At 42.1% G+C, this 13503-nt stretch carries 16 protein-coding genes; 11 read left to right on the plus strand and 5 right to left on the minus strand.

Features of this window, described 5'->3' with window-relative positions:
• Positions 1–5 precede the first annotated feature (5 nt).
• The 3 genes from L0P89_RS12470 to L0P89_RS12480 form a co-directional block, all read right to left on the minus strand.
• Positions 6–344 (minus strand): P-II family nitrogen regulator, encoded by a 339-nt coding sequence (locus L0P89_RS12470; protein WP_235265424.1) that lies wholly within the window; start codon positions 342–344, stop codon positions 6–8.
• Between the two features lie 263 nt (positions 345–607).
• Entirely contained in the window at positions 608–982 is a 375-nt protein-coding gene (crcB, locus tag L0P89_RS12475; RefSeq protein ID WP_235265425.1) for a fluoride efflux transporter CrcB, read from the minus strand.
• Positions 983–998: 16 nt separating this feature from the next.
• Complete coding sequence (locus L0P89_RS12480) at positions 999–1178, minus strand: hypothetical protein (RefSeq protein WP_235265426.1); 180 nt, start codon at positions 1176–1178, stop codon at positions 999–1001.
• A gap of 336 nt (positions 1179–1514) precedes the next feature.
• Between L0P89_RS12480 and L0P89_RS12490 the strand changes: the two genes are divergently transcribed.
• Positions 1515–1901: a nucleoside triphosphate pyrophosphohydrolase family protein gene (locus tag L0P89_RS12490; protein WP_235265428.1), complete on the plus strand. Its 387-nt coding sequence runs from the start codon at positions 1515–1517 to the stop codon at positions 1899–1901.
• 31 nt (positions 1902–1932) lie between these two features.
• Here the strand turns inward: L0P89_RS12490 and L0P89_RS12495 are convergent, their stop codons facing one another.
• Entirely contained in the window at positions 1933–2988 is a 1056-nt protein-coding gene (locus tag L0P89_RS12495) for a branched-chain amino acid aminotransferase (RefSeq protein WP_409557550.1), read from the minus strand.
• Positions 2989–3107: 119 nt separating this feature from the next.
• Between L0P89_RS12495 and L0P89_RS12500 the strand changes: the two genes are divergently transcribed.
• The 10 genes from L0P89_RS12500 (at position 3108) to L0P89_RS12545 (ending at position 12536) form a co-directional block, all read left to right on the plus strand.
• Positions 3108–3581 (plus strand): DUF4920 domain-containing protein, encoded by a 474-nt coding sequence (locus L0P89_RS12500; RefSeq protein WP_235265430.1) that lies wholly within the window; start codon positions 3108–3110, stop codon positions 3579–3581.
• A 1-nt stretch (position 3582) separates the two neighbouring features.
• The gene (mnmD, locus tag L0P89_RS12505) at positions 3583–4245 is read left to right on the plus strand and encodes a tRNA (5-methylaminomethyl-2-thiouridine)(34)-methyltransferase MnmD (protein WP_235265431.1); all 663 of its coding nucleotides are present in this window, start codon (positions 3583–3585) and stop codon (positions 4243–4245) included.
• Positions 4246–4326: 81 nt separating this feature from the next.
• On the plus strand, positions 4327–5250 hold the full coding sequence (locus tag L0P89_RS12510; RefSeq protein ID WP_235265432.1) for a TIGR01777 family oxidoreductase: 924 nt from the start codon (positions 4327–4329) through the stop codon (positions 5248–5250).
• 148 nt (positions 5251–5398) lie between these two features.
• A complete protein-coding gene (locus L0P89_RS12515) occupies positions 5399–5980 on the plus strand; it encodes a nucleotide exchange factor GrpE (RefSeq protein WP_235265433.1) in 582 nt (193 codons plus the stop codon).
• 7 nt (positions 5981–5987) lie between these two features.
• Complete coding sequence (gene dnaJ / locus L0P89_RS12520; protein WP_235265434.1) at positions 5988–7097, plus strand: molecular chaperone DnaJ; 1110 nt, start codon at positions 5988–5990, stop codon at positions 7095–7097.
• Between the two features lie 198 nt (positions 7098–7295).
• A complete protein-coding gene (locus L0P89_RS12525; RefSeq protein WP_235265435.1) occupies positions 7296–8237 on the plus strand; it encodes an ABC transporter ATP-binding protein in 942 nt (313 codons plus the stop codon).
• Positions 8225–9565: an ABC transporter permease gene (locus L0P89_RS12530; protein WP_235265436.1), complete on the plus strand. Its 1341-nt coding sequence runs from the start codon at positions 8225–8227 to the stop codon at positions 9563–9565. Before L0P89_RS12525 ends, L0P89_RS12530 begins: the two co-directional genes overlap by 13 nt.
• A 2-nt stretch (positions 9566–9567) precedes the next feature.
• The gene (locus L0P89_RS12535; protein ID WP_235265437.1) at positions 9568–10488 is read left to right on the plus strand and encodes a mechanosensitive ion channel family protein; all 921 of its coding nucleotides are present in this window, start codon (positions 9568–9570) and stop codon (positions 10486–10488) included.
• Positions 10485–11363: a DUF6268 family outer membrane beta-barrel protein gene (locus L0P89_RS12540; protein WP_235265438.1), complete on the plus strand. Its 879-nt coding sequence runs from the start codon at positions 10485–10487 to the stop codon at positions 11361–11363. Before L0P89_RS12535 ends, L0P89_RS12540 begins: the two co-directional genes overlap by 4 nt.
• 9 nt (positions 11364–11372) lie before the next feature.
• On the plus strand, positions 11373–12536 hold the full coding sequence (locus L0P89_RS12545; protein WP_235265439.1) for a sigma-54-dependent transcriptional regulator: 1164 nt from the start codon (positions 11373–11375) through the stop codon (positions 12534–12536).
• Positions 12537–12630: 94 nt separating this feature from the next.
• On the opposite strand, the gene L0P89_RS12550 is transcribed toward L0P89_RS12545, so the two are convergent.
• Positions 12631–13332: a hypothetical protein gene (locus L0P89_RS12550; protein WP_235265440.1), complete on the minus strand. Its 702-nt coding sequence runs from the start codon at positions 13330–13332 to the stop codon at positions 12631–12633.
• Positions 13333–13503: the final 171 nt, after the last annotated feature.

Raw genomic sequence — 13503 nt, forward strand, 5'->3', positions numbered from 1 at the left:
TTTTTTTAGTTGATTGCGGCGCTTCCACTTTCTTTGGTTCTGATTCGATACACCTCGGTGACTTCTGACACGAAAATTTTACCGTCACCTACATTGCCAGTTGATGCTGAACTGAAAAGGGTTTCAAGGGTTTTTTCCAAAAAATCATCAGATACCACGATAACCAGATACCTTCTCTGGATATCAGACGTACTGTATGAGATTCCCCGATAGACATGCCCCTGTTTTTCGTTACCCACTCCGGTAACATCCCAATAACTAAAAAAGTTCACCTCGATTTGATGTAGTGCTTTTTTCACTTCATCAAACTTTGATTTTCTAATGATTGCCTCGACTTTTTTCATAATTAAAGTATTAGTAAGTGCCAAATGTATTTTATAAAAGTATTACCCCTAAAAAAAATAGGGTATGTTTTTGAATTTTTATCATTATTGAAATATTACCCCTATTTTTTTAAGGGGTATAAAATATGATATTGTAAATATTATTGTATGCGGAATGCAGAATAGCGGCGGTCGTTACCTTTTGACCAGACAATTTGTGGCTGGGGAAAATTTTTTGTGGGATAATGGCCTAGGCAAATTGACCGATGTGAATGTGCGTTCGGCTAAAGATGGTTCCTTGTTAGCCAAAGGCCAAAGCCGACAGCCAGTATTCCGAAGAGAATACTACAGGCTGCATAGACAAATAAAGAGAGAAAATCACCACCTTTCAACAAGGTATGCTTCTCAAGGGCAAATGCAGAAAAAGTGGTAAAGCCACCACAAAAGCCAGTGGCGAGCAAGAGCATTTGGTTCTGTGAAAGAAAATTTTCTTTTGCCGAAAGACCCAATACAATACCAATGATCAAACAACCAACAATGTTTACAGAGAACGTGCCCCAGTAAAAAGAATCGTGCAAGGGATTTAGAAATTTTGAAATCAAATATCTAAGGGCACTGCCAATACCACCACCCAAAAAAACAAGTAGCAATTGTTTCACACACTAAAGGTATGAACTAAACCGCTTTTTTGTATTCTGATTCGGAATATTCGCGGGGGAGAATTTTTGCAATCGAAGTACCCGAAACTTTACGCAGTGGTTTTTTAAGCATGTCTTTTGCGCCGTTGACACTAAAAATCAAAAGCAAGGCATTGATGGCCAATAAAATAAAAAGTATGCCAAAAAAAGTCATCATGGTTTGATCGTTCACTACAAAAGTACGTCTTTTCTTATATAATGGGAACGAAACGGAAATATTGTTGTGTAATGGCCAATTTTTGTTGTGTAGGCAGGATTTACGTTAATTCTTTAGCAAATATTTAACCGCAAGCAAAAAAAGTATGAAAATGATGAAGTATGTGATGATCCATCGAGCGCCTTTGTAATTTTTTTTATGCAATTTTCTATCTTTTCGATAGGCCCTTATGATAATCAGTACAAAAACGATGAAAAAAAGTACGGCAAAGATTAGTTGCCCGGTGCTGAACATATTTTCTATTTTTATGCAAATCTAACGCAAACGACATATATAATGAAGAGCAAGATCAAAGCCGTTGAGCTATTTCATAATTCTTTCGGACTTGGTGTTTCTGAGGCGCCTCGGGCCAATTTAGGGGAAAGTAAAAATTTGTTGCGCTACAAACTTATGCGCGAAGAAAATGAAGAATATTTAGAGGCGGCCAATAATGGTGATTTGATCGAGGTGGCCGATGCATTGGGCGATATGCTCTACATTCTCTGTGGAACCATTCTTGAGCATGGCATGCAGCATAAGATAGAAGAGGTTTTTGAAGAAATACAAAAAAGTAATATGAGCAAGTTGGGCAGTGATGGCAAACCAATTTACAGAGAAGATGGCAAGGTACTCAAGGGTCCCAACTATTTCAAGCCAGATATCAAAACTATCATAGAGAAATAAAAAAGTGGCGATGCGCCGCTTCTATGTTTGATCAAACAACACGAAATCGCCAACCAAACTTATCTTCTCCGCGATTATATTGTATGTCGGTAATCCTTTTTTTGAGTATTGTGGCATAACTTTTCCCCAGCTCCGGCAAATCATAATCGACTTCTTTATAACCAAAGCTCGAGATCGGTGAAACCACCGCGGCCGTGCCCGCACCGAACATTTCTTTTAAGGAACCATCTTTGGCCGCTTCGATAACTTCGGCCACTGCTATTTTTCTGACCTCTGTCTCAATTCCCATATCAGCGGCAATGTCCAAGATGCTTTTGCGTGTGATGCCATCTAGAATACGATCATTGGTAGGGGCGGTAATGAGGGTATCATTGATGCGTATGAATATGTTCATGGCACCTGCCTCTTCAATATATTCATGGGTATTGTCATCTGTCCAGATGATCTGGTTGTATCCTTTTTCTACTGCAAGTTGGGTCGGATAGAACTGTGCGGCGTAATTTCCTCCAGCTTTTGCAAAACCAACCCCACCGTTCGCGGCACGGGAATACCGCTCTTCTATGAGTACACTTACCTTACCTGAAAAGTATGGGCCCGATGGGGCCAGGGCAATCATGAATCTGAATTCATCGGCAGGGGAAGCGTGAAAACCCTTTCCTGAGGCAAACATAAAAGGGCGCACATAGAGTGAGCTCCCCTCTTTACGTGGCACCCAATCACGGTCGATCTGCAAAAGGGTCACAAGGCCTTCCATGAAAATTTCTTTGGGCAGTTCGGGCATGGCCAATCTTTTGGCGGAAATGTTGAGCCTTCTCTGGTTTTCCTCTGGCCTAAAGAGCCAAACGCCACCCTCGTCATCTTTATAGGCCTTCATTCCTTCAAAAATAGACTGTCCGTAATGGAATATTTTGGCAGATGGGTCCAATTCCATCGATTGATAAGGTGTTATTTTGGGCGCCCCCCATTGACCATTTTTATAATCGCATACCAACATATGATCGGCAAATACACTGCCGAACGCCAAATTATTGAAATCAACCGAATCTATTCTTGAACGCTTTGTGCGTTCAACTGCAATTTTGTTCATTTTTACTTCCATCCCAAATGTCAATTGAAGAAATAAAATTAGCCAATTCTGTCTTTTGTTTGATGATTTCTTAATTTTAAATCCTAAAAATGTTAATACAATATTGATTTTTTAACGAAATGAAATTATTTAACACATTATTTGTTGTTTCTTTAAGTCTGTGCGCCATACACATTTCATATGCGCAAGACAAAAACAAAACGCATTCGCTTTTTGGAAACGCTTTTCAACAATCAGAAAATGGCAAGGGCACTGCTGTATTTGAAAGTTTAAAGGTCAATGACACTTTGAAAACACAGTTTTCTGGGCGAATAGTCGAAGTTTGCCAGGCAAAAGGCTGCTGGATGAAGGTTGATTTGCAAGATGGCAACCAAGTCTTTGTAAGGTTCAAGGATTATGGATTCTTTGTGCCCACCGATGCTGCCGGTAAAAACGTAATGGCCAACGGGAAAGCTTTTTTGGAAGAAATGTCAGTTGATGAACAACGACATTATGCTGAAGATGCCGGTGCTTCTGAAGACGAGTTGGTAAAAATCACTTCACCTAAACGCACCTATCGCTTTGAAGCCGATGGGGTGTTGATAGAGAATTGAGTTGAAAAGAAAGATTGTTCAAACTGGTGACGGTTCAAAGACCATTCAAATAACAGAATGGAACGAGCGGTACCATTCAATACACGGTGCGGTTCAAGAGGCATACCATGTCTTTATCAAACACGGATTTGAGCATGTGGCGAAGCAAAGGGTAGAAATTCTTGAGATGGGCTTTGGTACGGGGCTCAATGCCCTGATCACCTTTTTAGAAGCTCAGAAAAACGATAGGGAAGTAAACTATTGTGGGGTAGAGGCCTTTCCAATTACCATGAAAGAAAGTATTGAACTCAACTACTGTGATGTACTCGATGCTTCCAAATTTGAAAAAGTGTTTGAGCAGATGCATCTTTCCCCATGGGGAACAAAAACAGCCGTTACCCCCAACTTCACCCTCGAAAAAAGAAAACAAGACTTTTTTGATGTCGATGACCGTGAAACTTTTGACTTGGTCTATTTCGATGCTTTTGGTGCCCGTGTGCAGCCCGAGCTTTGGACGGAGAGACTCTTTGAAAAAATGTTTCAGGCCCTCAGAACACAAGGTGTTTTGGTGACCTATTCGGCCAAGGGCAGTGTTAGGCGCGCCATGCAAAACGTGGGTTTCTTAGTTGAACGACTGCCCGGCCCACCGGGGAAGCGTGAAATGCTTCGGGCAACAAAGCCCTGAACATATGGGCAATGCTGTTAAAGGTTCGCAAAGAACCCACCGTTCTCAAATGCTATCCAGTACCTTTGCAAAAAATTTAAAATGAAAGTTTTGGTTACTGGCGCGACCGGATTGATAGGCACGGCAATAGTCGATAGATTGATCAAGAAAGGGCACGTCGTACATTATCTGACCACCAGCAAGAGAAAAATTGAGAGCCGTGATGGTTATAAAGGATTTTATTGGAATCCTTCGCGCTCAGAAATAGATGCCAATGCTTTACAAGATGTGTCTGTCATTATCAACCTGGCCGGATCCACTATCAGCCAACGATGGACATCAAAAAACAAGAAAAAGATTTTGAACAGCAGGTTGCAAAGCCTTGAAACACTTGAAAACGCCCTAACAAAGTCGAAAAATGACAGTGTGAAAATGTTGATAACGGCTTCTGCGATCGGAATCTACCCCAATTCAGAAACCGAATTATATGGCGAGGCCGTTGAAAGTGTCGATGAAAGTTTTTTGGGCGAGGTGACCAAAAAATGGGAGGCAAAGGCCAACAACTTAGAACAGTTGGGCTTGAAAGTGGCCAAAATACGAATCGGGTTGGTGCTCTCTACCGATGGCGGTGCCCTGCCTTCACTGTCAAGGCCTATCAAATATTACGTTGGCGCCCCGTTGGGCTCTGGCGAACAATGGCAATCTTGGATCCATATCGATGACCTTGCAAGAGTGTTCATGTATGTGATGGAGAATGAACTCACGGGTGTATATAACGGGGTAGCGCCCAACCCGGTGACCAACGCAAAACTAACAAAAGAAGTAGCAAACATATTGGGTAGGCCACTATGGCTTCCCAATGTGCCAAAATGGGCATTACAACTGATCTTGGGCGAAATGTCATACCTGCTGTTCGCCAGTCAACGGGTCAGTTCAAAGAAAATAGAGAAAAAGGGTTTTTCTTTCGAACACCCCAATCTAGCGGAAGCATTGCGGCATCTCTTTGACCCATCCCCATCAAATTAAGGCCAAGTTTCCCATTATTTCGCTCTCCGGCCTTTTAATATTGCCTACTTGACGTTTTTTTGATAAAAAACGATGACATTTTGACATTTTTGAACAATTGGCAATACTTTTGCCGCTTCTAATTGACTTATAAAAAGTAGTGCCACCTATGAGCAAAAAGAACAAGGTTCAAGAAATGGAAGAAAATAAGAATCAGCAAAACATAGAAGATACAGTGGTCGAGAACAAGACCATTACGGAAGAAGGAGACCCAAGCGAAGAATTAGTGCAAGAAGAAATCTCGTTAGAACAACAGTTGCATGATGATCTGGCAAAAGAGAAAGATAAATTTCTTCGTTTGTTCGCCGAGTTCGAAAATTTCAAGAAACGCACCTCAAAAGAGCGCATGGAGCTTTTCAAAACAGCAGGTCAAGAAATTATGTTGGCCTTGCTTCCCGTATTGGATGATTTTGACAGGGCACTCAAGGAAATCTCTAAATCTGAGGACAAAGAACTCTTTAAAGGGGTTGACCTCATCAATAACAAACTTCGTGAAACCCTTAAGTCAAAAGGATTGGAAGAATTCAAAGTGAAAGAGGGCGATACCTTTGATGCTGAGGTGCACGATGCGATTACCCAAATACCCGCTCCCAATAAAAAAATGAAGGGCAAAATTATCGATGTGATCGAAAAGGGCTTCAAGTTGGGCGATCGAATCATCCGTCATCCGAAGGTGGTGGTAGGCAATTAAGATAACCATGAAACAAGACTATTACGAAATACTCGGGGTTTCAAAGAACGCTTCTGCCGCAGAGATAAAAAAGGCTTATCGCAAGAAGGCCTTAGAGTTTCATCCTGACAAAAACCCTGGTGATGCCAAGGCTGAGGAAATGTTCAAAAAATCCGCTGAGGCCTATGAGGTGCTCAGTAATCCAGATAAGCGTGCCAAGTACGACCAATTTGGGCATGCCGCATTTGAAGGAGGTGGTTTCGGTGGCGGCGGAATGAACATGGAAGATATCTTCAGCCAGTTCGGGGATATTTTCGGAAGTGCATTCGGTGGTGGTTTTGGCGGTTTTGGCGGTTTCGGTGGCCAACGACGTGTCAAAGGAAGCAATCTTCGCATAAGGGTAAAACTCACTTTGGATGAAGTGGCCAATGGTGTGGAAAAAAAGGTCAAGGTACGACGCAAAGTACAGGCCGAAGGGGTTACCTATAAGACATGCCCCACCTGTAATGGAAGTGGGCAGGTCACAAAAATCACCAATACCATCTTGGGAAGGATGCAGACCGCTACCACCTGTAACACTTGTGGAGGGGCGGGCCAAATCATTGACAAAAGGCCCAGTGATGCCGATATGCAGGGGCTGAAGGCGGTTGAAGAGACCGTTTCAATAAAGATACCTGCCGGTGTAGAAGACGGTATGCAACTAAAGGTTTCGGGCAAAGGCAATGAGGCACCGGGCAACGGTGTGCCAGGAGACCTTTTGGTGGCCATTGAGACAGTTGAGCACAAAACCTTGAAGCGAGAGGGTGACAATCTTCATTACGATCTCTATATCAGTATATCAGATGCCGTTTTAGGCACATCAAAAGAGATTGATACCGTAGGGGGCAAGGTGCGAATCAAATTAGAGCCAGGCATTCAATCGGGAAAAATATTGCGGTTGAGAAACAAGGGTATTTCAAGCCTGAACAGTTATGGAAGCGGTGATTTGCTCGTGCATGTCAATGTTTGGACACCAAAAGAATTGACCCGTGAACAACGTGAATTTTTTGAGCGCATGCAGAATGATGGCAATTTCGAGCCCAAACCTGAAAAATCTGACAAGTCTTTCTTTGAAAAAGTAAAAGATATGTTCTCATAATGTTTAAGAGTTTAGTTTAAATAAAAAACGTATATTTGATTTTATATTGGGCAACCAATATTTAATTTTCTTTTTCATAGCAATTTTTTTCCCATCCTTGAATCTTTTTAAGGGTGGGTTTTTGTTTTTTGGATATCCTTTGAACAATACGTGACAACAATGGCCCAAGACGGCTATCTTTGAAAAAATAACTTTTTGATGGATCACATACTGGTTGCTGATTCGGTAACGAAAAACTATGGCGGTCATAGGGCCTTGAGCCAAATTTCATTGAAAATTCCAGAGAATTCCATTTATGGTCTTTTGGGTCCGAATGGCGCGGGCAAGACCTCATTGATACGTATAATCAACCAAATTACCCACCCCGACAGCGGAACGGTCTTTTTTAATGGAGAAAAACTGGCGCCCCATCATATTGCCATGATAGGATACCTGCCTGAAGAACGCGGGCTCTATAAAAGTATGAAAGTAGGTGAGCAGGCCCTCTATTTGGCACAGTTAAAGGGGTTGCCCAAGACAGAAGCAAAGAAAAGATTGAAATATTGGTTCGATCGGCTTGAAATAGGTGACTGGTGGAATCGAAAAATTCAAGAACTTTCAAAGGGAATGGCCCAAAAGGTGCAATTTATCGTAACCGTGTTGCATGAACCCAAACTATTGATATTTGACGAACCGTTCAGTGGATTCGATCCCATTAATGCCAATGCCATAAAAGATGAGATCTTGCGATTAAGGCAGCAGGGAGCCTCAATTATTTTCTCTACCCATCGTATGGAATCTGTTGAAGAACTCTGCGAATACATTGCTTTGATTCACCAATCTGAGAAAATATTGGATGGTAAGCTTGCCGATATAAAAAATGCCCACAAAAAGAACATCTTTCAAGTTTCTTTGAAAACTGCCGAGAGCTACCGAGAAAAACTGGCCGACCTAAACGGTAAATTTGAACTCACGAAAGATGAATATAATCCGTTGGAAGGGCAGCTGAACATCACTGTACAGTTGCCTACTGATGACACATCGATACTGTTGGGTGAGCTATCGACATGGGGTAATATTGTTCACTTTGAAGAGACCATTCCTACAGCCAACGATATTTTTATTCAAACCGTAAAAGCAAAAGACCAATGGGCAAGTTAAGGCTGATCGTCAAGCGCGAATATTTGGCCAAGGTCAGAAATAGATCATTTATCATTATGACCTTTTTGAGTCCCATATTATTGGTGGCCATGGTACTTTTGATTGTCTATTTGACCAGAATAAATGATAGCGAAAAGCGGGTAATCTCGGTTTTGAACGAAAGTGAACATTTTTCAGAAAGCTTTCCTATCACCGAAAGCTCTTCATATGTGCAATTTGAGCACATAGATTTTGAAACCGCCAAAGACTCTACTATTTCTTTGGGATATTATGGATTGCTCTATATTCCGGCTGGTAAGCATATCGAGGCATCTGCAGATCAAGCATACCTGTACACCAAGGATAATCCTTCCACTTATGTATTGGATGAAATCGAAAACATTATCCAAAGCGAGCTCAGAAAAGAACGGCTTCAAGGCTTGGGTTTCACTTCAGAGCAATTCAAACAGGTAGAGGCAGATTTCAATCTGGGCACTTCTACTTTCGATGGCAAGCAAAACCTAAAGGGAATCAATGAAATCAAGGCTTTCATAGGGGGTGGTTTTGGTTATTTGATCATGATGTTCATCATTATTTATGGTGGATTTGTCATGCGCAGCGTAATCGAAGAAAAGACCAGCCGTATCATAGAGGTCATTATATCATCGGTAAAACCGTTTCAACTGATGTTGGGCAAGATCATCGGAACATCATTGGCCGGGGTCACCCAATTCGCCATTTGGATATTTTCTGCTTCGCTGTTACTGGTCATAGCTGCCCTAATTTTCGATATCGATCTTTCTACGCTCAATGCTGCACCCAATATGGCCCCAAGCGGTATGCCAGATGTTGAAACGTTTTCATCGGGCACCGAAAGCGAGATGCAGCGGTATGCACAAGAACTTTTCAATTTGCCATGGCTGACCATATTGCTCTCATTTGTGCTATATTTCATATTGGGGTATTTGATCTATAGTTCGATATATGCCGCCATTGGGGCTGCGGTCGACAATGAAACCGATACGCAACAGTTTATTTTTCCTATTATTTTGCCATTGATGCTGGCCATTTATGTTGGTTTTTTCTCGGTATTCAGTAATCCACATGGGCCAATTGCGGTCGGTTTTTCAATATTTCCACTGACCTCGCCCATAGTGATGCTGATGCGATTGCCCAGCGGTATCGGAGAGACCGGAGTACCCATTTGGCAGTTGGTTTCTTCCATTGTTTTGTTAATCGTTACTTTTATGGGCATCGTATGGTTGGCGGCCAAGATCTATCGTGTCGGCATTCTTATGTACGGTAAAAAGCCGACCTATCGAGAACTGTTCAAATGGCTCAAATATTAAGCATGGTACAAAATCAAGGTGACGGTTTGGAAAAGGTCATCAAAAAAGACATTTGGGGCTCGATAGAAGAATTTCTTTCATGGGGATTTCACTACGGCGAAGGGGAAAAATCCATCCATATCACTATTGGGCTCTTGCTACTGCTCATCACGGCTTTTTTTGCGACCAGTTTTGTGCTGAAATTGATACGCAAAATTTTTACCAGAAAAATGGAAGTAGACGATAAACTGAAGTTCATCAGTGTCTTCAAGTTTATCAAATATGTGGTCTATGTAGCCGTTATTTTGATCACCATGAGCGCGGCGGGTATAAACATTACCATACTGATTACCGCTTCGGCTGCACTTTTTGTGGGCTTGGGCCTCGCCCTGCAAGAATTGTTTCAAGATATCATTGCGGGGCTGCTGATTATCATTGACAAATCGTTGCGCGTCGGCGATATTGTTGATGTAAATGGTAAAGTGGGTAAGGTCTTTGAAATAAAACTGCGTACCACTAGGGCGATCACACGAGATGATAAGATCATTGTTATTCCCAACCACAAGTTCATAAGCGATATTATCTACAATTACACCCAAAACCACAAAATGACCCGTGAAAGGGTAGATGTGGGGGTAGCCTATGGCAGTGATGTGCAATTGGTGACCAAATTGCTCGAAGAAGTGGCCCATGAACAAAAAGGTGTTTTGAAAACCCCAAAACCGTTTGTGCTCTTTGAAGATTTTGGCGATTCGGCCCTTTTGTTCTCCATACACTTTTTTGTAACGGACAGCTTTGGAGACCCCAAGATCAAAAGTGCTATGCGCTATGGTATCGATGCAAAGTTTAGGCAAAACAACATTACCATTCCTTTCCCTCAAAGAGACGTGCATTTTTATCAGCATATGCCCATAGATATCACTTCAGCAGCAAAGAAAACATGATGCAAAAACGCTTGGTATTAGTGTTGTTTTGCTGTACTTTGATCTGTACGCTAGGGTGGACACAGAGCACTGATTTATTGCGAATCGATTATTTACGAATACCAGAGAACAGTTCGGGTATCGGTACATCGCGGTATAAAATAGTATTGAATGCCCCCATTAAATTGGCCAATGACAATTATTTTGTAATTGGGGGTGAGTACAATCGGTTTGATGTAGATTTTTCACGCCCCCAACCTTTCGATGTAGAGCAATTGACAAGGCTTCATGTTGTCGACATGAACTTGGGATATATCACCAAGTGGAATGAGAACTGGCGGCTGATTGCCATTGCCACCCCACGTTTGGCCTCCAATTTCACCAATGGGGTATTGAAGGATGATTTTTTCATCAATGCCACGGCGACTTTGTGGAAAGAACGTATGGATGCTGACATACCCTTTCGACTCGTTTTGGGGCTCTCTTTCAATAGCACTACCGGGCTTCCCTTTCCTTTGCCCTTGATTAGCTATTACCGAAGATTTCATCCAAACTGGTCCTATACTCTGGGCATTCCACGTTCTAACTTTAAATATCACATCTCAGATCGCCATACGTTGCAAATGGCATTATTATTGGATGGCTATTTCATAAACATACAAGATGACATTTTACTGCCAGATGGCCGTATCGGTTCTAGAATATCACTTTCTACCATTGTAGGTGCTGTGGGCTATCAGTTCAACCTGTCCAAAATAATGTCGTTTTATACGCTGTTGGGCGGATCGATCGAACAAGAGGGCAAGTTGCGCGATGATAAAAGAGTCGATGTTTTCTTGTTGAATAGAGAGGCGAATCTCTATCTTAGAGGGGGATTCAAAATATCATTATTTTAAATAGAATATATGTCAAAAATACTGGTAATCGAAGATGAATCGGCCATACGAAGGGTATTGGTGAAGATACTGTCTGAAGAGAGTGAGTCATATGAAGTACAGGAGGCCGAAGATGGCCTCAAAGGAATCGAAATCATCAAAAAAGAAGATTTCGATTTGGTACTATGCGATATCAAGATGCCCAAAATGGATGGTGTTGAGGTATTGGAAGCCTCTCGAAAGATAAAACCAGAGATACCCTTTATCATGATTTCGGGCCATGGGGATCTCGATACTGCCGTAAATACCATGCGATTAGGGGCCTTTGACTATATTTCAAAACCACCTGATCTGAATCGTCTGCTGACCACGGTACGCAATGCCCTAGACCGTAAAGAGTTGGTGGTAGAGAACAAAATATTGAAGAAGAAGGTCAGCAAGAACTATGAAATGGTAGGTGAGAGCAAAGCCATCACAGCGATAAAAGATATAATTGAAAAAGTGGCACCCACCGATGCCCGGGTACTGATTACCGGCTCGAACGGAACCGGTAAAGAATTGGTAGCCCATTGGATACATGAGAAAAGCCCGCGGTCATCGGCCCCGTTCATAGAAGTGAACTGTGCGGCCATTCCCTCTGAATTGATCGAGAGCGAGCTGTTCGGGCATGTAAAAGGTGCTTTTACCTCAGCCGTAAAAGACAGGGCAGGCAAATTCGAAGCTGCAAACAAGGGAACCATTTTTTTGGATGAAATTGGCGACATGAGCCTTTCTGCACAGGCAAAGGTGTTGAGGGCACTGCAAGAGAACAAAATCTCTAGGGTGGGCTCTGATAAAGATATCAAGGTTGACGTCAGGGTAGTTGCGGCCACCAATAAAGATCTGAAGAAGGAAATCGAAGAGGGCCGTTTTCGTGAAGACCTCTATCACCGTTTGGCCGTTATCTTGATTCAGGTACCTGCCTTGAATGAACGTCGTGATGACATTTCGTTGCTTATTGAACATTTCACCGAAAAAATTGCCCAAGAGCATGGTACGGCCCCCAAGAATTTTTCAAAAGGTGCCGTTGAATTGTTAAAGGGATATGATTGGACAGGAAATATTCGCGAGCTTCGAAACGTAGTTGAACGGCTGATTATTCTAGGAGGTAAAGAAGTGAACGAAGAAGATGTGAAATTGTTTGCCAGCAAATAATTCCGTTTCCATTTTCTTGGATATACCTTTCTCCAGAAGAGCGGTTGAAACTACAAGGGTAGCTTCGATAAGGGGTTAAAACTATGGAAGCTTTTTATCGACAGACCTCTAACTTCGTTAGGGCCTTTTCGGTTATTTCGAACACACGGTTATGGTAGTACTGCTTTTTCTCGGTAAGATCGGGGTTTGCCAACTTTCCGATGGTCTCGTTTTGCATTTGTAATATAAATGGACGGGCCCGTTCACAATCGACGGTCTCCACAATTTTGTTCATGGAGTCTTCAAATTTTGAAAGGCTTTCTTCGATGCGTACCATGGCCTCTGATTTGGGCACTTCTTCGAACATCATGTCATCGACAAAGTTTATTTCATGGGTGTTCAAGCTCAGATACCTATCTCCATATTTGCTGGTGCCACGTTCGCCGAATGTTCTTAAGGCGTTGATACCACTAAGGGTGTTCTGCATGGCGATTTGTAAAAAGACCTTCGTATCTTCTATATTGGAAGCCTTTGTCGCTTCTTTCAGATTTTCTGACGCAAGGGTAATATTGATGATCGCCTCTTCACAACCGCATTCTGAAAAATTCTCCTTTGAATTGAAGATGCCATTTAATGCCCTGTAGGCATAATATTTTGACATTTTCAGGTCAGGTGCCTGTATGGCCTCTTCTGTTCGTTCTTTGACAAACTGTATGTTTGAATTGGCAAATTCACAAGCATTTGTAAAACGGAAAGATACCATGAGCCAAAAGCTCATTAGGGCAGCCACGATAAGTAGTATCCGTTTCTGTTTCATAACGCAAGATTTGGGACAATGCGCATTAATACATCATAAAATTACCATCAAAGTCATGGGCACGGCAAAAAAATCGCCCAAAAACCATATTACGCTTTAAGTTGCATCGAGGTGTCAAAAAAACCGATGAAATGCAGCCTTTGCTGCAAAAAACGATTCAGTTGAAAATGT

Origin of the sequence: Muricauda sp. SCSIO 65647, from assembly GCF_021534965.1 — a bacterium.
Classification (GTDB): Bacteria; Bacteroidota; Bacteroidia; order Flavobacteriales; family Flavobacteriaceae; genus Flagellimonas_A.